General features: G+C 34.0%; 17 protein-coding genes, 2 tRNA genes and 1 pseudogene. 8 read left to right on the forward strand and 12 right to left on the reverse strand.

Annotated elements, in window-relative coordinates:
• Positions 1-5 precede the first annotated feature (5 nt).
• Positions 6-329 (forward strand): annotated as a pseudogene (locus tag MG290_RS01450) (M48 family metallopeptidase); the annotation flags it as partial.
• Positions 330-474: 145 nt separating this feature from the next.
• Positions 475-696 carry a hypothetical protein gene (locus MG290_RS01455; RefSeq protein WP_264562151.1) on the forward strand — a complete coding sequence of 74 codons (222 nt, stop codon included), beginning with the start codon at positions 475-477 and terminating at the stop codon, positions 694-696.
• A gap of 70 nt (positions 697-766) precedes the next feature.
• Here the strand turns inward: MG290_RS01455 and pepT are convergent, their stop codons facing one another.
• The 7 genes from pepT to MG290_RS01490 form a co-directional block, all read right to left on the reverse strand.
• Positions 767-2,014 (reverse strand): peptidase T, encoded by a 1,248-nt coding sequence (gene pepT / locus MG290_RS01460; protein WP_264562152.1) that lies wholly within the window; start codon positions 2,012-2,014, stop codon positions 767-769.
• A gap of 115 nt (positions 2,015-2,129) precedes the next feature.
• Positions 2,130-2,210, reverse strand: a tRNA-Tyr gene (locus MG290_RS01465).
• Between the two features lie 12 nt (positions 2,211-2,222).
• Positions 2,223-2,307: transfer RNA gene (locus MG290_RS01470), tRNA-Ser, on the reverse strand.
• A 126-nt stretch (positions 2,308-2,433) separates the two neighbouring features.
• Entirely contained in the window at positions 2,434-2,814 is a 381-nt protein-coding gene (locus tag MG290_RS01475; protein ID WP_257498810.1) for a DUF4258 domain-containing protein, read from the reverse strand.
• Positions 2,815-2,851: 37 nt separating this feature from the next.
• On the reverse strand, positions 2,852-4,048 hold the full coding sequence (locus MG290_RS01480; RefSeq protein WP_264562153.1) for an alanine dehydrogenase: 1,197 nt from the start codon (positions 4,046-4,048) through the stop codon (positions 2,852-2,854).
• Positions 4,049-4,051: 3 nt separating this feature from the next.
• Complete coding sequence (tsaE, locus tag MG290_RS01485) at positions 4,052-4,456, reverse strand: tRNA (adenosine(37)-N6)-threonylcarbamoyltransferase complex ATPase subunit type 1 TsaE (RefSeq protein ID WP_264562154.1); 405 nt, start codon at positions 4,454-4,456, stop codon at positions 4,052-4,054.
• Positions 4,457-4,459: 3 nt separating this feature from the next.
• Positions 4,460-6,013: a T9SS response regulator signal transducer PorX gene (locus MG290_RS01490; RefSeq protein WP_264562155.1), complete on the reverse strand. Its 1,554-nt coding sequence runs from the start codon at positions 6,011-6,013 to the stop codon at positions 4,460-4,462.
• Between the two features lie 208 nt (positions 6,014-6,221).
• On the opposite strand from MG290_RS01490, the gene MG290_RS01495 reads away from it, so the two are divergent.
• From MG290_RS01495 to MG290_RS01520, 6 genes are all read left to right on the forward strand, one after another.
• Positions 6,222-7,217, forward strand: coding sequence for a glycosyltransferase (locus MG290_RS01495; RefSeq protein ID WP_264562156.1), 996 nt, complete (start codon positions 6,222-6,224; stop codon positions 7,215-7,217).
• A 1-nt stretch (position 7,218) separates the two neighbouring features.
• Entirely contained in the window at positions 7,219-7,806 is a 588-nt protein-coding gene (coaE, locus tag MG290_RS01500; protein WP_264562157.1) for a dephospho-CoA kinase, read from the forward strand.
• An 80-nt stretch (positions 7,807-7,886) separates the two neighbouring features.
• Positions 7,887-9,494, forward strand: coding sequence for a sensor histidine kinase (locus tag MG290_RS01505; RefSeq protein ID WP_264562158.1), 1,608 nt, complete (start codon positions 7,887-7,889; stop codon positions 9,492-9,494).
• A gap of 24 nt (positions 9,495-9,518) precedes the next feature.
• Complete coding sequence (locus MG290_RS01510; RefSeq protein ID WP_264562159.1) at positions 9,519-10,229, forward strand: response regulator transcription factor; 711 nt, start codon at positions 9,519-9,521, stop codon at positions 10,227-10,229.
• A 172-nt stretch (positions 10,230-10,401) separates the two neighbouring features.
• Complete coding sequence (locus MG290_RS01515; RefSeq protein ID WP_264562160.1) at positions 10,402-10,692, forward strand: hypothetical protein; 291 nt, start codon at positions 10,402-10,404, stop codon at positions 10,690-10,692.
• 1 nt (position 10,693) lies between these two features.
• Positions 10,694-13,204 (forward strand): Hsp70 family protein, encoded by a 2,511-nt coding sequence (locus tag MG290_RS01520; protein ID WP_264562161.1) that lies wholly within the window; start codon positions 10,694-10,696, stop codon positions 13,202-13,204.
• Between the two features lie 45 nt (positions 13,205-13,249).
• Here the strand turns inward: MG290_RS01520 and MG290_RS01525 are convergent, their stop codons facing one another.
• From MG290_RS01525 to ccsA, 5 genes are all read right to left on the reverse strand, one after another.
• Positions 13,250-14,422, reverse strand: coding sequence for a hypothetical protein (locus tag MG290_RS01525; protein ID WP_264562162.1), 1,173 nt, complete (start codon positions 14,420-14,422; stop codon positions 13,250-13,252).
• A gap of 107 nt (positions 14,423-14,529) precedes the next feature.
• A complete protein-coding gene (locus MG290_RS01530; RefSeq protein ID WP_264562163.1) occupies positions 14,530-15,252 on the reverse strand; it encodes a DUF4197 domain-containing protein in 723 nt (240 codons plus the stop codon).
• A gap of 13 nt (positions 15,253-15,265) precedes the next feature.
• Positions 15,266-16,921 (reverse strand): 2-succinyl-5-enolpyruvyl-6-hydroxy-3-cyclohexene-1-carboxylic-acid synthase, encoded by a 1,656-nt coding sequence (gene menD, locus MG290_RS01535; RefSeq protein ID WP_264562164.1) that lies wholly within the window; start codon positions 16,919-16,921, stop codon positions 15,266-15,268.
• 59 nt (positions 16,922-16,980) lie between these two features.
• Positions 16,981-17,481 carry a glutathione peroxidase gene (locus MG290_RS01540; protein WP_264563168.1) on the reverse strand — a complete coding sequence of 167 codons (501 nt, stop codon included), beginning with the start codon at positions 17,479-17,481 and terminating at the stop codon, positions 16,981-16,983.
• Positions 17,482-17,630: 149 nt separating this feature from the next.
• Positions 17,631-20,792, reverse strand: coding sequence for a cytochrome c biogenesis protein CcsA (gene ccsA / locus MG290_RS01545; RefSeq protein ID WP_264562165.1), 3,162 nt, complete (start codon positions 20,790-20,792; stop codon positions 17,631-17,633).
• Between the last annotated feature and the right edge of the window lie 12 nt (positions 20,793-20,804).

The raw sequence follows: 20,804 nt of genomic DNA on the forward strand, positions 1-20,804 counted from the left end.
TCAATGTATGGTACAGAAACCACCTCAAAAATATTGTTCCAGAGATTTTAGAATTTTGGGAAGATAAAACAGGACAAAATTGCAATTCTTGGGATGTAAAAAAAATGCGGACAAAATGGGGTTCTTGTAGTATTGAAAAAAGAAAAATATTATTAAACCTTGAATTGGCTAAAAAGCCAAGACATTGTTTAGAGTATGTAATTGTTCACGAGTTAATACATTTTATCGAACGCAATCACAATGATAATTTTAAGGCTCTTTTAAGTAGGTTTATGCCTAATTGGAAGACTTATAAGCGAGAGATAAATAATTTACCTGTGGCTTATTAGTTTTTACGTATATTTATGATACTATCAAATGATACTATAATAAATGAAATCGAGTTTATGAGATTGAATCCGACAGTATTATAAAAATAGTAAGTAGTGTATGAAACCACCTTATTAGATTACCGATGCCATTTTAAAGTTACTTGTGGAATCACTCATCAAGCAAAAACAAGATGACCATTACAACAAATTATTTGAATCCGATAAAAAAGGAAATTCAACACCGTTTATAGAATTTATGTTGGAAGTTATTTTAGCGTCATTAGATGGACTTTTACCACCTAAATCCCTAACACTTCATACAGAAGATAGAATACGCTTATTTGCAGCCAAAATTAACAAAAACATGTTCAGCATAAACCAATAAATCAAAAAAAACACCTGCAAAAATACTTTTACAAGTGCTGATTTTACAACTAATTTTTATTTAAAAAGAATTATCTTTTAGCGGTGATTTCGGCAATTTTCACAATAACTTGTGTAGCTTTCATGATACTTTCAACTGGAACATATTCGTACTTTCCGTGAAAGTTGTGTCCGCCTGCAAAAATATTTGGACAAGGTAATCCCATATACGAAAGCTGTGAGCCATCCGTACCACCACGAATTGGTTTTATAATTGGTTTTATATTCAATTCCTTCATCGCTTGCTCAGCAATATCAACAATATGCATCACAGGTTCTACCTTTTCTTTCATATTATAATACTGGTCTTTAATTTCACATTCAACGATTTTATCACCAAATTTCTCAGCGTATTTTTTATTGAATTTGTTTACCATTTCGCGGATTAACTTTTTACGCTTTTTAAATTTTTTCATACTGTGGTCGCGAATAATCATGTGCACTTCTGTTTCTTCGATTGATCCATGAATATCGTTTACATGAAAGAAGCCCTCATAACCGGTTGTTTTTTCCGGTACTTCTTTGCTTGGTAATTTAGATATGAATTTATTTGCCAAAAGCATAGAATTAATCATTTTTCCTTTTGCATATCCTGGGTGTACACTTTTTCCTTTAAAGATTAATTTTACACCTGCAGCATTAAAATTTTCGTATTCTAATTCACCAATTTGGCTTCCGTCCATGGTGTATGCCCAATCAGCACCAAATTTTGCTACATCGAATTTATGGGCTCCGCGGCCAATTTCTTCATCGGGTGTAAAGCCAATTCGGATTTTGCCATGTTTAATCTCTGGGTGCTGGATCAGATATTCCATAGCGGATACAATCTCACAAATACCTGCTTTGTCATCTGCACCTAACAAAGTTGTTCCGTCTGTTGTTATTAGTGTTTGCCCTTTATATTGCAACAAATCATCAAAATAATTGGGTGATAGAATAATGTTTTCTTCCTTGTTTAATACAATATCACCACCATCGTAGTTATGTACAATTTGGGGTTTTACATTTGCACCAGTAAAATCGGGCGATGTATCAAAATGCGAAACAAAACCAATTGTTGGCACATCGTGCGATACGTTACTCGGCAATGTTGCCATGATGTATGCGTTTTCATCAATCGTTACATCTTCCATACCAATTTGTTTCAGCTCTTCCACTAATTGGTTGGCTAAATTCCATTGTTTTTTGGTTGATGGTGTAGTTTCTGAATTTGGATCCGATTCGGTATCTACGGTCACGTAACTTACAAATCGGTCAATAATATGTTGTTTATTTTCCATTTTTAAAATTTAAGTTTTACAAAAATATTAAAAAGGAACAATTAAAAGAAGTGTAATGCAGTTTATTTAAGGTAGATAAAACAAAAAAAGCTTAACTATATGTTAAGCTTTTTTGTGGGGAGAGCAGGATTCGAACCTGCGAAGGTTTCCCAACGGATTTACAGTCCGTCCTCGTTGGCCGCTTGAGTATCTCCCCGGACCATTTTTGCGGAGAAAGAGGGATTCGAACCCCCGGACCTGTTACAGTCAACAGTTTTCAAGACTGCCGCATTCGACCACTCTGCCATTTCTCCTTAACGTTGTTTCCTTCGTTAATTGTGATGCAAATATAGAGGGAATTTCCTATTCTGCAAAGGCTTTTGTGTGTTTTTTTTTATTTTTTTTATAACTGTTTCATTTTCAGAAATAAAAAAACAAAATTATTTTTTTGTGGGATAAACGTCTTTAATAAGCACTTTGTCGCTGTAATTGATCATTTCGACAGTAATAGGTTCTTTTTGAGCATTTTGTCCTTCGATAACGTATAATTTACCATTTTGCTCGGCAATGTTGCTTCTGTCAAAATCTACGTCGCCGTGGGTTAAGCACATTTTAATATCGTTCATATCTACCACCGATTGGTCGAAACTTGTTTGTGCTTTATCAGAAATTGTTAATGGTTTTGAACGTAAATCTTTTAAAACCCTACAATTGGGTAGGTAGCAAAACTCCGTATCTTTTGCATCGAAAAAATAGAATACAATGATACCGCCAATTAAAAGTCCTAATAAATAGTAAGCGAAACGCTGTGAAAATTTCATATTAAAATAATTTTGCCAAAAGTACAACTATTCTCATTTAAAGCACTATTAAATTAATGTCTTTATAATTTAAGTGAAACCATTTGCCTATTGCTTCGTTAACCAAAATTCCTTTGTACATATAAATTCCCGAACGAATGGTGTTGTCGTAGCTCACCGCATCATCTATGGAACCGTTTTCACTTAAATCTAGCAAATAGGGCGATATAATGTTGCTTATAGCCAAAGAGGCTGTTTTAGAATATTTTGCTGTGATATTAGGCACTCCATAATGAATCACGCCATATTTTGTGATAGTTGGTTTTTCGTGTGTGGTTACTTCCGATGTTTCAAAACAACCACCATTGTCTATGCAAACATCTATAATCACAGCACCTGGTTTCATGCGTTGCACCATTTCTTCTGTTACCAAAATAGGGGAGCGGTTGCAACCTTTTACGGCGCCAATGGCCACATCGCAACGCATAAGCGCTTTTGAAAGTACTTTTTCTTGTATGGTTGATGTGAAAACTTGTGAAGGCAATGTTTTTTGTAAACGTTTTAATTTGTGAATGTTATTGTCGAACACTTTCACGTTTACGCCTAAAGCCAATGCCGTTCGTATGGCCGATTCTGCCACCAAACCTGCCCCGAGAATAACAACTTCTGTTGGAGGCACACCGGCTACATTGCCAAAAAGCAAGCCTTTGCCACCATTCATTCTGCACATATAATCGGCAGCAATTTGAATCGAAGCAATTCCGGCAATTTGGCTTATTGCATCTAAAAACGGATAAGCGTTGTAGCGGTCTTTGATGAATTCATAACACAAAGCAGTAATTTTCTTTTTTTCGAGTGCTGCGAAATATTCCTTTGTTTGCGTTTTTAATTGTATGGCTGAAAACAGATAGGTTTTGGGTTTCATGAGCCGTATTTCTTCTATTGTAGGTGGTTCTACTTTTAATAGAATAGGGCAGCCGAAAACTTTTTCTTTGTCGTGGGTAATTACAGCACCTGCTTCGCTGTACTTTTTATCGTCATAACTAGCTTCTACACCCGCACCTGCTTCAATCAATACTTTGTGACCGGCTTTTACAAGCATATTTACCGATTCGGGTGTAAGGCACACCCTTTTTTCAATTTTAAAATCTTCTTTGGGAATACCAATAAAAAGTTGTCCGCGTTTTTTACGGATTTCCAGTTTTTCCTCTTGAGGAATTAATTGCGATTTTGAAAAAGGGCTCATTGTATCCATAAATTATTCAAAATTTAATTCGCGTGTGTGTTCATTTATTATTCTGATGGAAACTTTGTGGGTTTCATCGGGTATTACATCCATAGCCATTTCAGGCCATTCTACAAAACACCACACATTTTCAGTAAAATATTCATCTAATCCCATATCATAAGCTTCTTCTTGATTTTTTAATCGATACAAATCAAAATGAAAAACCTTGCCTTTATCTCCGAAATATTCGTTTACAATAGAAAAAGTAGGACTATTTGCCATATCGGTTACACCCAAATTTTTTGCAAGTGCTTTGATCAACGTGGTTTTTCCTGCACCCATTTGTGCTTCAAAAAGCCATGTTTTGTGCGTGCTGCTATTGATTAACTTCTTCGCCACTTCATCTAAATTTTGGATAGAGTAGGTAATGGTCATTTTTTACTTTTTTGGTGTTAATGTAATAAATGGTATAATCATTTCTTCTAGAGAAATTCCTCCGTGCTGATACGTATTTTTAAAATAACTCACATAATAATTATAGTTGTTAATATACGCCAAAAAATAATCGCTTTTAGCAAAGATATATGAACTACTGATATTTATTGCCGGTAATTGTACTTTTTTAGGATCTTTCACCACATATACATCTTTTGGTTCATAGGTTAGTGATTTTCCTGTTTTATAACGCAAATTTAAACTTGTGTTTTTGTCACCTATCACTTGCGACGGGTTTTTACAGTTAATGGTACCGTGATCGGTTGTGATAATTAGTTTAAAACCGTTGTTTTGTGCTTGTTGAATAATATCTAATAACGGAGAGTTTTTAAACCAGCTTTGAGTAAGCGAACGATACGCTTTATCGGTTGACGCTAATTCTTTTATAACTTCCATTTCGGTTTTTGCATGCGATATCATATCTACAAAATTATAAACCAATGCAATTAACTTATTGTCTTTCATTGATTTAAAATTATCTGCGAATTTTTTACCGTCTTTTAAATTGGTGATTTTATGGTATTCGTGTTTAATGTTTATGCGCAAACGTTTTAATTGCTCTTCTAGGAAATTGGCTTCAAAAAGATTTTTTCCGCCATCGTCTGTATCGTTTTTCCAATATTGTGGCAATTGTTTTTCCATTTCTAGGGGCGTTAATCCAGAAAAAATGGCGTTTCTGGCATATTGAGTTGCTGTGGGCAGTATTGAAAAATAATAATCTTCTTTTAATACTTTATAATGTTGGTTCACGATGCCTTCAAATGCTTTCCATTGATCGTATCGCAAATTATCAATCACAATAAATAAGATATTTTCTTCGCCACGAAGCTCAGGCACTACTTTTCTTACGAATAATTTGTGCGAAAATAATGGGGCAGTTTCTTCATCATTGATCCAATCTTCGTAGTTTTTTTCTACAAATTTACCAAACTGAATATTGGCTTCTTCTTTTTGGCGTTCTAGAATCTCCGCCAAATTTTGATCTTCAATATTTTCTAATTGCATTTCCCAAAAAATCAAACGCTTGTACAAATCGGCCCAATCTTGGTGCGAATTTGCCTGCATCATATCCATCGCAATTTTTCGGAATTCTTTTTGATAATCTAAAGAAGTTTTTTCGGAAACCAACCTTGAATGGTCTAAATTCTTTTTTAAACTCAATAAAATTTGATTGGGATTTACGGGTTTTATCAAATAATCGGCAATTTTAGAACCAATGGCTTCATCCATTATATATTCTTCTTCACTCTTTGTAATCATTATAATAGGAGTGGTCGATTTTTTTTCTTTTAGTTCTGCCAACGTTTCCAAACCGGTAATTCCCGGCATGTTTTCATCTAAAAAAACAATGTCAAAATTGTCTTCATCAAACAAATCAATCGCATCTTGCCCATTGGTAGCAGTAGTGACTTGGTATCCCTTTTTTTCTAAAAATAATATATGTGGTTTTAAAAGGTCAATTTCGTCATCAACCCATAATATCTTAATTTCGTTCATAGCAATAATGTTTTAACCTTTTAAATGTAAAAGGGTATCAAGGTTTAAATGTACTAAAAAATCTTGTATCCATTTCTTAAAAAACACCTAAAAATTGCAAGGGTTATTTATTGCAAAAATGCTATAAATATTTTGTTTTTCGGTACATTTGTACCACTTATTAATAAAAACAACAGCAATTAGCCGTTGGGTTAACTAAAAATTTTAAATGAATTATTCTTTTGTAATACCTATATTTAACCGTCCGGAGGAAATGGAAGAATTGCTTTATAGTTTATCCAAACAAACCTATACCGATTATTTTGAAGTGGTGGTGGTGGAAGATGGGTCAACTATTGATTGCCGTGAGGTGGTGAACAGATACAGCGATCAACTAAACATTGCTTACCACTATAAAGATAACTCCGGCCCGGGCGATTCACGCAATTATGGCATGAAGGTGGCAAAAGGAGATTATTTCATAATTTTGGATTCAGATTGTATTCTTCCACCCAATTATTTAACGGAAGTGCATGCGTATCTCACCCACAATTATGTAGATTGTTTTGGCGGACCCGATGCTGCCCACGAATCGTTTTCTGATGTTCAAAAGGCAATTAACCAAGTAATGACATCGGTTTTAACAACAGGTGGTATTCGCGGAGCATCTGAAAAATTAGGTAAGTTTCAACCACGAAGTTTCAATATGGGAATTTCTAAAAAAGCATTTATGGAGTCGGGAGGTTTTGGAAGAATTCATCCCGGCGAAGATCCCGATTTATCGATACGCTTGTGGAAATTGCATTTTAAAACTGCTTTAATAACAAATGCTTATGTTTTCCACAAACGCAGAATCGATTGGGAAAAATTCTACAAACAAGTAAATAAATTTGGAAAAGCACGCCCTATTTTAAACCAGCGCTATCCTGAATACAACAAAATCACCTATTGGTTTCCGTCGTTGTTTATTATTGGGTTTTGTTTTTCGGTTTTTGCTCTTTTTCTAGGAATATATGTATTTATTGCATTGTATGTGTTCTATTTTTTGGCATTATTCATGCAAAGTTTAGTTGCAACAAAAAGCTTAAAAATAAGTTTTTTAACTATAATTGCAAGTTTTATTCAATTTTTTGGATATGGGGCAGGGTTTTTGTATAGTTATTTTCTGTTAAATATAAAAAAGGAGGATGCTGTTGAAGCAATGCCTGAAATGTTTTTTAAATAAAATGACAAAGATTATAGGTGTTACCGGCGGGATTGGTAGCGGAAAAACCACTGTGATTAATTATATCCAATCAAAAGGCTACGCCGTTTATGTGGCCGATGACGCGGGTAGAGAAGTGATGAAAAAGCCCGAAATCATTGAAAAAGTACAACAACTTTTCAATAATGATGTGTTGCAAAACGATGGTTTTTTAGATCGATCTAAAATTGCAAAATTGGTTTTCAATGATGCCCAACTGTTGAAACAATTGAACCAGATTGTGCATCCGGCAGTGATGGTTGATTTTAAAAATTTTCTTGAACGCAATCAGAAAGAGCCTTTTGTTTTTAAAGAAACTGCTGTTTTGTTTGAATCGGGTGCTTACAAAGAATGTAGTGCCACTATATTAATTACTGCTCCGTTAGAAATTCGTATGCAACGTGTTATGAAAAGAGATCAGGTTACAAAAAAAGAAGTATTAAACCGGGTAAAAAACCAACTATCTGATGAAGAGAAATCTCTCTTAGCTACTTTCGTTGTTGAGAATATCGATTTAAACGAAACATTTAAGAGTGTTGACTATGTTCTAGAAAAAATTAAAACAATTTGATTTTTAATGTTAACTTTAGGTTAAAAGCACTATTTTTGAATTGTTAAAATGTTAAATTTGAAGTATAGTTTAAAAAAATAATGAATAAATACAGGTTTCAGTTTTTAATTGTACTAATGAGCTTGGCTTTATTAGGCATCATTTTAATACAACTTTATTGGATTAGTGCAAGCTATCAAAACAATGATATTCAATTTCAGCACTTGGTAAATCAAACCATTGGTAAAGTTGCCGATAAAGTAAAAGAAAAAGAACGATATGCATTTAACAAGAAGTTTTATGAATATCAAACAAAAACTGGAAAAGCACCAGATAAAAAAGCCATAAAGGAGATATTTTATATCGAAAAAGACAATAGAACCAATCAAGAAATTGTTTATTCAAACATCATATCTGTTGAAAATATTAAAGATTTCAACTTTGGGAAAACGTTCATTGACAGTGCCAGCGGATCAAAAAAAGATTATAAAAATTATATAAGCAGTAGCAAAACAGAAATATATAAAGGAAAAGAACAACCTATCGACGGGTTAGAAGCAGGTGTTCACAGGTCTTTAAATACGCAAAGCAAACCCGATGAAGTAATTAAAAAAGAAGAGAATGTTGTAGAGTTTTTTGATATTTATTATAACGATATTGTATCAACCTATCCTATTGAAGAGCGCTTAGACAACAAAGTGTTGCAATCACTATTGAAGCAAGAACTCGCAAATAGGAAACTTACTACCAATTTTGAATATGCTGTTTTTAATAACGGATTAGAAACATCTGTGAAATCTGGTAAATTTGTTTTCAATGATAATAATACCTATTCAGTGCCTATTTTAACCGATTTAGAAAATCGATCAAAATACCAACTGTATATTAGTTTTCCGCAGAAATCAAAATTTTTAGTATCCGATTTATTGCCTTTCATTCTGATATCCTTATTGTTTACAATTGTTATCATTGCGGCCTATTACAGTGCTATTAGACAATTAATCACTCAAAGGCAGATTTCAGAGATAAAGAATGACTTTATCAACAATATGACACACGAGTTTAAAACACCTATTGCAACCATAAACCTTGCATTAGATGCCATTAAAAACCCAAAAATCATAAGCGATGAAGAAAAAGTGTTGCGCTATGTGCAAATGATCCGCGACGAAAACAAACGCATGCACGCACAAATTGAAAACATATTAAGAATATCGAAACTAGAGAAAAAAGAATTAGATATTCCCAAAGAAAAAGTAGAATTAACCGAGGTGCTCGAAGTTGCCATAGACCACGTTTCTTTGTTGATTGAAGACCGCGAAGGCGAATTGAACACGCATTTCAACACCACAAGAGATACCGTTCTTATAAACCCAACACATTTCACAAGCGTTTTTGTAAATATTTTAGACAACGCTATTAAATATTCGCCCAATGCCCCAGTTATTGATATTTATACCGAAAATGTAAAAGACACCATTATCGTACGAATAAAAGACAAAGGAGCAGGAATGAGTAAAGCCGCAACCAAAAAGATTTTTGATAAGTTTTACCGCGAACACACCGGCGATTTGCACAATGTGAAAGGACACGGTTTAGGCTTGGCTTATGTGAAACAAATCGTAGATGACCACAATGCACAAGTTTATGTGGAAAGCGAAAAAGGAAAAGGCAGCACCTTTATTATCAAAATACCATTAATAAATTAAAACGAAACAACAAATAGTGTAAATATGGAAACAAAGAACAAAAAAATCTTACTAGTAGAAGATGATCCAAATTTCGGATCTATTTTAAAAGATTATTTAATAATGAACGATTTCGAGGTAACTCTTGCCAAAAACGGTATGGAAGGATTCGAAAAATTTAAGAAAGATACATTCGATTTATGCATTCTAGATGTAATGATGCCTTATAAAGACGGTTTTACATTGGCGCGCGAAATTAGAGATAAAAATAAGGAAATTCCGCTTATTTTCTTAACTGCCAAAACAATGAAAGAAGACGTTTTGAAAGGATACAAAGTAGGAGCAGACGATTATTTAAACAAACCATTCGATTCTGAAGTTTTACTAATGAAGATTAAAGCAATTATGCAACGCAAATCATCGGAAGTAAAAGCAGAAAATACCAAATTCGAATTTCAAATCGGAAAGTTTAATTTGAATTCCAAACTTCGCTTTTTAACATTCGAAAACGAAGAACCTATCAAATTGTCACCAAAAGAGAATGAATTGTTGAAAATGTTGGCTCTTTATGAAAACGATTTAATGCCACGCGAAGTAGCCTTAACAAAAATATGGCGCGATGACAATTATTTCACATCAAGAAGTATGGACGTGTATATTGCCAAATTGCGAAAATACTTAAAGCCCGATGAAAATGTAGAGATTTTAAACATCCACGGCGAAGGTTTCCGATTGGTAATTAAAAATAAGGAGTAGTATATTAAACTCCAAGAATGAAAAATGCCCCAATTAGTTTCTTACTATTTGGGGCATTTCCATCACCCAAACTAAAATAATTCCACATTAAAAAAGGGCATCTTAAATTCCGCATTTATTTGTCAAATTTTAAAAAAATACCTACATTGTACTTTTAAAACTCTTATAAAACATGCTTCAAATTATTAACCAAATTTTTGAAATCGAAAAAAAATCCAACGATCAAAACATTTCCCTTTTTGAACGAAATTTTGAACGTATTCATCATGAATTGCAAGAAATGGGCTACACAATCAGCAATCCAATTGGCAAACACTACGATGCTCGCGATACTTCGGTAGAAGCTAATATTGTTGGAAATGCTGCAAATCCAATCATTACTAAAGTTTTAAAGCCTGCCATTTTTCAAAATGATGGCACAGAAACGGTTTTGCTACAAAAAGGTATCGTAATAGCTGAATAATATGGGAACAATTAATTTCGGAATAGATTTAGGAACAACCAATTCGGGTATTGCTCAATTCACAAACGGTAAAGTTACTATTTACAAAAATCCCGTGGGCTTTAGCGATACACTACCTTCTATTGTTGCTTACAAGAAAGGCAGAATATTTATTGGCGACAAAGCCCGAGAGCTTCTAAAAACGGCTCATTTAGATGTGTTTTCGTCTTTCAAACGGAAAATGGGTACCGAACATTTATATCAGATAGCCGATACACAAGAGCAAAAAAGCCCGGTGGAATTATCGGCAATGATTCTTAAAGAGCTGCAAAGTTTTTTGCCCGATGAAAAACCGCAAGCTATTGTGATTACCATTCCGGCTTCTTTCGATACGGTACAATCAAATGCTACAAAAAAAGCCGGATTATTGGCCGGTTTTCAACAAGTGGTTTTGTTGCAAGAACCCATTGCCGCTTGTTTGGCTTATGCCAATTCGCAAGAACAAGATCAAACGCAAGAAAAAAATTGGTTGGTATATGATTTTGGTGGCGGTACTTTTGATGTAGCTTTGGTGAAAATTAACGAACGCGAACTAAAAATAACCGACCATGAAGGCAATAATTTCCTGGGAGGTGTAGATCTAGACCATTTGGTGATTGAACATTTGTTTGTTCCCAAGATTGAACAAATTTTGCAAGAACAACATTTATTCAAAAAATTAATAACCAAAGAAAATAACTTCTATGCAAAATTGTATTACGAATTGCTGTACAAGGCAGAAGAGGTGAAAAAAGAATTGTCTGTGAAGGAAATAATTCATACCGAACTTGAATGGAACGACGGCGACCATTACATTGATTTTGAAATTTCTAGAACGCAATTTAATGAGGTAATTGCTCCGAAAGTTGACGAAACCATTGTATTGATACAAAAACTTTTAGAAGACAATCAAAAAAGTACCAACGAAATAGAACGCATTATTTTGGTGGGCGGCACCACATATATTCCTTACATACGACAACATTTGCAGGAGGTTTTTGGCATTATGGTAGATCATTCTATTGACCCTACAACTGCTGTAATGGCTGGCGCAGCGTATTTTGCCGGTACCAAAGAAACAGACCCCGAGCTTGTAACCATAAACAATTCTGTGACTGAAAACACGGAAAATCGACCAAAAAAATCAATCGATTTTAAATTGATTTATGAAGTAAACACCCAAGACAGTGAAGAACTTTTGGTGGGTCAAGTTTTGAGTGATTTTGATGGATTTTATCGAATCATTAGGAAAGATGGAGGATTTGATACCGGTTTAATGACTTTTAAAAACAAATTTTCTGAATTTGTAAAAATTCTTCCTAAACAAAAAAATCAATTTACGGTTTCGGTTTTCAATCAAAATCAGGAATTAGTTTATGAAGAAAATAATGTAGCTATTAATCACGGAATTTATAACATATCGGGTCAACCTTTGCCCAATGACATTTGTTTAGAAGTCGATGATCAGTTTGGCGACACTTATTTAGAGCGAATTTTCAAGAAAAATGATATTCTGCCGCTTACAAAAACCGTTTATAAAACCACATCGAAAAATTTTAGTGTAGAGGCAAACGATAAATTAATCATCAATATTTTAGAAGGAAAAAGTGCCACATTGCCAGCAAGCAATATGAGTATTGGTTATATTGAAATCAATTCCAAAGATTTTCCGATGAATCTTTTGAAAGGAATGGATATTGAACTGAAATTCAGTATGAGTGAATCGCGCGATCTTTCGGTGGCGGTTTATATCAGTTCGATTGATTTTGAAAAGAAAGAAATTTTTAATCCACACACCAAAAATATCAATAGAAAGAAATTTGATGAAGATATTGATAAGGTTCTTGATGCTATTGAAACCGAATTGAGCTATGTGGATGATATTGATAATGCAGATCCGGAAGATATTGCGGTTTTAGTGAAATTTAAAAAGATAAAAGACGAACTTTTCAATATAAAATTTGATTTGGTTGAGGTGGATGAAGACGACCAATCGGAACGCATTTTTCAGCTGGATGAACGCAAAAGACGTGCTTTGCAAGCATACGATCAAATCGTGCGTTTTCGAGATGTGATTTATGAGATTGATCTGTACAAAAATACAAAAGCCGAAGCGGAAAGTAGATTGGATGAAGCAACTCCTCGTCAAAAAGAACAATTTCAAAAAATCATTAAAAGCGAAAAAGTTTTTCTTGAATCGAACGAAAAAGCGCTTATTAAACGTAAAACGAAAGAGTTGGATCAATTGTGTTCCGATATTTATTATCAAAAAGAAGAATCGTATGGCAACCTGTATTATTATTACAAATACCGCGATTTAGATGATTATAAAGATGCCAAAAAAGCAAGCAAATTAATCGCTTCGGGTGATAAAGCAATGGAAAACAATAATTTTAAAGAAGTGAAATTTATCATCCATGAGTTGTACGACTTGCTAAAAGTGAAACCCAAAGATCGATACGAAGATACCAATGGAAGTTTAGGTTTAAAATAAATCAACTAAAAACCCTCGCGTTGAGGGTTTTAGTTTTTAATATGGCTAGTTCTTTTTGATGGTTGCTCTAATAATCCAGAAAATAACTAAAAATCCACCAATACCAACACCTCCAGATAAAAAGACTATTCCAACCAATGCCGCACCTAACGCCAAAATTGCTGCAACTGCTAACGCATACACCTGAAGAATTAGCAATTTGAAACTGAATTTTTTTAGTTTTCTGCGAAACGAGGAGTCGTTTGTTACTTGTGATGTTTCTTTGTAATGCCCATTTAGTTTTTTATTCAAAATAGCGAACAGCAGCGTTTCAAACACCAGCAAAATCCAAAAAGCACTATTAAATTTCGTGTAGATTAAATAACCAATTATACAAAGCACCAGATAAAAAATTACTAACAAAATCCACTCGGCAGTTTTGCCATAGTCTTTTTCAACTATAACTTTTTTCTTTTTGGGTTTTGTTATTTTTTTGCTTGCCCAACTCATTCCAATTTTTGCGTTATCTGCTAAAATCTTTTTCAGGTCATCGGTATAAGCATCAAAAGCCCCTAAAGCAATTAAAATTCTTCCCAGATACGGTTTGGATGAAATATGTTCTGATTGATAATCAGCAATATCGTTATTTATATCTAAAATTTCACTGTTGAAATAGGCAGCATCAATATCAGATTGTATGGCAAAAAAATTTCTATCCACACTAAATTTATATTCGTTCAGCAACAACTGATAATGTTCAGGATAAGGAATAACAGTTCTAATCAGGTTGTTTTTTGAGGTTATACTTTCAATTAACAAATCTCTGTTTTCAAAACTGATGATTTGGTGGTAATTGTTATAGAAATTTTTAAGATTTGCCCAACAATTATTTTTTACATTCCATTGGATATAATCAGCAACAGGTTCTGCAAAATCAACCGCAAACTCTTCATATAAATCTTTAAATTTAGCAAAAAAGACGCAATCGGCTAAAACTATTTGATGCGCTGGATCTGCAAGAAGTTTGTGTATGTTTTTTTCTTGTAACAGTTCCTCATACTTATTTCCATTGTTTTTATAGAAATCAAGAAATGCTTCAATCTCGTTGTGGCTTAGTGCGGCATCGGTCTTTTGATAGGCTTTTAAAATTTTTTCAGCTTTTATTAAATCACCTTCATTATTTACATCAAATTGGGGCAAGGTTTGCTTAATAATTTCTATAATCTGAAGCTGTGTCATGTTTTATTATTTTCCAGTACGTGTTTTTTCTCTATTCAATTTTGGCATTTTACTATACCGGTGCTAAAATTAAATAAAAAAAGGTCAGCTTTAAACTGACCTTTTCATTATTTCTTGTCTTGCATGGCAAAAACAGATTTCAGAAGGTTTGTGGAACGTGCGGAAACATTTGTTCTAATGTTTGCTTCTTCTTTTTCAATCATGGTGTAAACGCCGTTTAATGCTTGTTGGGTAACATAATCGGTTAAATCGGGATTTACTTTTTTCACCATTGGTAGTGCGTTGTATTTTGTAATGATATTGCTCCATACTTTATCTGCACCAACTTTGGTAAACGAAGATTTAATTACAGGATTAAATTTGTTGTAAAGCGATGTTTTGGTAGTTTTTTGCAAATATTGAGTAGCTGCATTTCGGTTGCCCATTAAAATACTTGTAGCATCAGAAATAGTCATGCTGGTAATGGCATCTACAAAAATGGGTGTTGCTTCTTTAACGGCGTTGCTTGCTGCTTTGTTCAACGATTTAATTCCTTCATCTGCAAGGCTGCCCAAGCCCACATCACGCAAGGTTTTTTCTACTTTTTGTAACTCACTGGGCAAACCAATACGCACCAATGAATTGTTATAAAAACCATCGGTTTTGGTAAGGTTTACCACTTGTTTGTCTATACCTTGCTGTAAAGCTTCTTTTAAACCAGCAGCAATTTGGGTTTGTCCTAGCGAACCATTTTCTAAGATTTGCGGAAGTTGATTAGCAACTTGTTGTAAGCCCGAGCAGTTTGCCAACATAAATGAAACAACTGCGATTGGAATGATCATTTTTTTCATACTAAATTTTTATTTAAGAGATACTTGTGAAATAATTTCGCAACAAATCACGATTAATCTTAGAAGGTGTAAAAATTTCTAAAATTTGTGGATGCGAATCGTTAGCGAATAGCAATTTCAATGCCATATTTAATTCTTCTTCATTTTTTGCCGTAAGATAATCAAATTGATACATTTTTGATAAATGTTCGGCTGTTAAATGATGTTCTGTTTCGAAAAATGTATTAAAAGTGTTGTTTTCTTGATGACCAGGCAAAATTCTAAAAATGCCACCACCGCTATTATTTATGATGATGATTTTAAAATTTTTTGGAATATAATTGTTCCATAATGCATTGCTGTCGTAAAAAAAGCTGATATCACCCGTTAAAAAAACAACGGGTTGCTGTGCGGCAACTGCTGCCCCAATTGCGGTTGATGTGGATCCATCAATACCACTCGTGCCGCGGTTGCAATACACATCTATACTTTGGTGTGTTTCAAATAATTGAGCATACCTTATCACAGCGCTGTTGCTTATTTGCAGTTGTATATTTTGCGGTAAATGGTTCCAAATAATACCAAACGATTTTAAATCGGAAAAAGGAATAGATGCCACATATTCGTTGTGCTTTTCTCTTCTTCTTTGCATTGTTTCTAGGAAGAAGTCTGCATACGAAGAACTTTTTGCACTAATTTTCTGCTTCATTTGATCAATAAAATCGTTGGGAGCACTTACCAAATGATCGGTTAAAACACCAAAAGTGTCATAAGCTCTTAATTCATCGATATGCCAATGAAAAGCAAGTGGATATTTTCTGAACAACGCTTTTATTCGTTTTGATACAATCATTCCTCCAAAAGTTAGTAAAACATCGGGTTGGAAATCCTGAATTTGTTCTTCAGAAAAAGTAGTTATCAAAGTATCAATATTGGCCACAACACGCGCATGATGCACATTGGAATTGCTTTCGGTTAAAAGCAATACATTGGGTAAATTGGCTAAGTAATCAATATGTTCTTTTGAAATTGCGTTTGGATTTTGAGCTCCAATTAATACAACTATTTTATTTGCATTTTCTATGGTTGAAAAAACTTTTTTGAAATCAGATGAATCTACCACAGCTTGCGGTATATCAATAACCCTTGCTTGGTAAGTTGGTGCATGTATCAAATTATAAAGTGGTTCTTCAAAAGGAACATTGATATGCACCGGACCTTTTTTATTTTTAGCAGCAGCTATGGCATTTTGAATCAATTCATCGTTTGCCACGGAAGCTACGTCTGATAAATTGGCATTAAACAGCGAATGATTTTCAAAAACATTTCGTTGGCGAATGGTTTGTCCGTCGCCAATATCGATTTTTGAAGTAGGACGGTCTGCGGAAACAACAATCAAAGGAATTTGACTGTAAAAAGCTTCGGCAACTGCTGGGTAATAATTGAGCAAAGCCGAACCCGATGTACACAAAACGGCAGCAGGTTGAAGGGTTTGCTGAGCAATTCCCAAAGCAAAAAAAGCAGCACAGCGTTCATCTACAATGCTGTAGCAGGTGAAAAAAGAATCGTTTGTAAACCCAATTGTGAGCGGTGCGTTTCTAGAACCTGGTGATATAATAATATGTTTGATTTCCTTTGCCTTAAAAAGTTGCAAAATGCTCTGAGCCAAAGGTATTTCAGGATAATTCATTTCTAAAAATTAATTAATCAAAGATACAAACTATCCTGAAATTTTTTGCTTGAATAAGCTTATTTTCCTTCAATCCAATTGATTATTTCTTGATCGTTTGGCAATGTACGCGGACTAATCACTTTTGCTAGTTTACCATCTTCATTAATCAAAAACTTTTGAAAATTCCATTCCACCTCATAATCATCTAAACCATTCTGTGCTTTGGTGGTAAGATATTCAAACAAAGGTTCTTTGTTGTCGCCTTTTACTACAATTTTACTCATCATTGGAAAAGTAACTCCGTAATTCAACTTACAAAATTCTGCAATTTTTTCATTAGTCCCCGGATCTTGACTCATAAAATCGTTCGTTGGAAAACCAATAATTACAAAGTTTTGATCTTTATATTTTTGATACAAGGCTTCTAATTGTTCAAACTGTGGGGTCAATCCGCATTTAGATGCTGTGTTTACAATAAGCACTTTTTTTCCTTTTAAATCGGACAGGTTAAAATCGCTGCCAGTGATATCTTTAACTTTAAATTGATAGATTGGTTCTACACTTTTTTGTTGTTCCATAACTTGTTCAGGATTAGGGGTTGGTTTTTGTTTATCGTTGCAACTCAATGCTAAAAAAGCGGCTGCACATACTAAAATTTTCATTGTTTTAAGGATATTTAGGTTTATAAATTTACAAAAAAAGCCTTCCAAAGGAAAGCTTTTTATGTTTATTTTTTATAGTATTTTCTGTATTTGTAAAAGGCTAGTGAACCAAGTAAAACTACCGATCCTACCGAAATCCATATAAATGATGGTGTTACTACTTGATCGCCTTTTGCATAAGAGTGCAAGCCTGATAAGTAGAAATTTACTCCAAAATAGGTCATTAAAATACTGTAAAACGCTAAAACAGATATAAGGTTGTAAATCCATAAACCGCGCAATGCTGGAACAAAGCGCATGTGAATCACAAAAGCATAAACCATAATTGATATTAATGCCCATGTTTCTTTAGGATCCCAGCCCCAATAGCGTCCCCAACTTTCATTTGCCCATTGTCCGCCTAAAAAGTTTCCTATTGTTAGCATCACCAAACCAACTGTTAATGCCATTTCATTGATATAAGTGATTTCTTTTAGGTTTAATTCCATTTTGGCTTTATTGTTTTTCGTGGTGAAAACCATTAAAAGCAATGCTACAACGCCTAAAATCATTCCTAACGTAAAAGGTCCATAACTACCAACAATTACGGCAACGTGAATCATTAACCAATAAGAATCAAGCACTGGTTGAAGGTTTCCAATTGCAGGATCCATCCAATTCCAATGTGCAATCATTAAAATCATGCTGGCAACAAAGGCAGTGGAAGCAATGGTTAATTCGGATTTTCGTCCAAAGAGCAATCCAAATAAAACCGTAGCCCATCCCACAAAAATCATCGATTCATAAGCATCAGACCATGGTGCATGTCCTGAAACATACCAACGGGCAATTAAGCCAAAGGTGTGTAATGCAAATAACCCTATAATTAAAATGGTACATATTTTTGTTAAAACGGCTAAGATTATATTTTCTTTAAAGATACGAACGATTAAGATAATGAACATTAACGCTGAAACATACATATAATAAGAGAACAACTTTTTAAAGATGTCGTATTTATTATATAAAATTTCGGTTTTAATTTTTTGTTCGCTTGGCATCACTTCGCTGCCGTATTTTTTTTGGAAGTTTATTATGGATGTTAAAAGCTCATCTGACGGTTTAAAGTCTTTTGTTTCGATTGATTTTAAAAGCGTGGTGGTGTACATGGGCAAGATGTTTTTTGAATAGATAGAATCCATACCTTTCATGCCCGATTCATTCAATTCTAAATACGAAACCCATTTGTTGTTTTCGTGTCCGGGAATTGGAAATATTTTCATGATTTGTCCGCTAATTGCCGAATATAAAAGATTTACTTTTTCATTGGCATTGATGTAATCTTTTTGAAACTGATCTTTTACAGCGGCTCTTTGGGCTTCATCTAAATATTTATCTAATTTATAGTTTCCTTTGTCGTCAAAAAAATCGGCTAATGTTGCAAATTTTGCATCGGCAGGAATTCCAATAACAGAGCGGATACTATCGTTTCCTTTTTTAAGATTAATAATGGGTACATGGTACCACAACTGCGGAAATTGGGTGATAGAAAGCATTACTTGATCAGAATCCATACCTCGGAAATGATCGCTTTTGCTTACTTTTCGGAGCAATTCAGATGAAAAGGTGTTAATGGGTTTCATACGTCCGCCTGCATCCTGAATGATAATAGTTCCAAACAAATCGGCATGTTCTTGTGAAACGGTTGTTTTAACCAATAACGAATCAATCTGTTTTGCAGTAGGTTTATTGTGTGCGTGTTGTGCGTTTGCAATAAATCCAAAAAAGAGCAATAAAATGGTTAGTGCAGCTTTTTTACTGCGAACTTTGTCTAATTTCTTTTTTAGGTCGTTAAAACGGGTGTTTTTGTTGAATAAAATACACAACATGGCAATATATAACAACGTGTAGCCAATATAAGTAATCCAAGTTCCCCAAAAATCGTGGTTTACAGAAAGAATTGTTCCTTTTTCATCAGGTTGATACGAAGCTTGAAAGAAACGATAGCCTTTGTGGTCTAAAACATGGTTCATATAAATGCGGTAATCAAATGTTTTTTCTGGATCGATAATCGTTACTTGACTTTCAAACGAAGAATAATTCTTTTCGGTTCCTGGATATTTTTCAGCAATAAAATCGTTTAGTTTTACTTGAAAAGGAGTGGTGTAAACTTTTGATCCATAAAATAAAGTGAATTCTAAATCACCTAATTTAAAAGATTGCGGAACGCCCATTTGTCCTTTCGATCCCATTAAAGTAACCTCTTTTTCTTGTCCTTGTGAACGCACGTTTAAAACCAAAGCATCGATTGTGCCTTTTGCCTTATAATCTCCGTTCGATTTCAAAACACGCTTTCCAATTATTGGCCGATCCATTACAAACTGTACCAAACCACCCAATTCATATAGGGAACGATAGTTTAACGGAGCGGTAGTGTTTGCAGTAACTTCGCCAGTAGCTTGTGTGGCCATGATACGGTATGAACCAGAAAATGGCGTGTTTATTTGCATTTCACCGCTTTCGTTTGTAAAGAAATTTACGGCGCCTTCTACCTTTTTGTTGTAGGTGTACAGCATACCATGGATATCTTGTTGGGTTCCTTCTTCAATAAAATGTTCATGGCGTTCTCCATGGCTGGATTCTACTAATTTCAGAAAACTTTTTCCGTTTTTATCTGCTACAATTGTTTCTTCGGCACCCATTATAAAGTTTTTGAATTCTACTTCAAAAGGTGTTTGATCAAATTTATCCTTGATTTTAAAATCATTTGAAGCAAAATTGCTAATGAAATTGTCTTGATTAAGTGCTGCCGAGAAATAGCGTTGCTGCTCAATTTTCTTACGTTTAGGTTCACCTTGATAATCACCATCAACCCAAATAGATACAAAAGTTTTGTCGGAATAAAATTGATTTTCTGTTTCGCCCTCTCGAATCGGCATCATTCCTTCAAAGCTAATATAACGAGTTACAAAAGCTCCGATTAAGATTAAAATAAAAGACAAATGCAGAATTAAAGTGTCCCATTTAGCCTTGCTGAACAAATTGTATCTTTTAATATTTCCAATAAAGTTAAAAACAAAAATTAGCATAATGGCTTCAAACCATTTGGTGTTGTAAACCAAAATGCGGGCAGTGTCTGTATTGTATTCATTTTCTATAAAAGTTGCAATTCCCATTACAGCTGCAAAAACAAGGAAAAGAACGGCCATTAACCGGGTAGATGACAAAAAGGAGATAATTTTGCTCATAGTATGTTGTTG

This window comes from Flavobacterium sp. CBA20B-1, from assembly GCF_028473145.1.
Lineage (GTDB): Bacteria > Bacteroidota > Bacteroidia > Flavobacteriales > Flavobacteriaceae > Flavobacterium.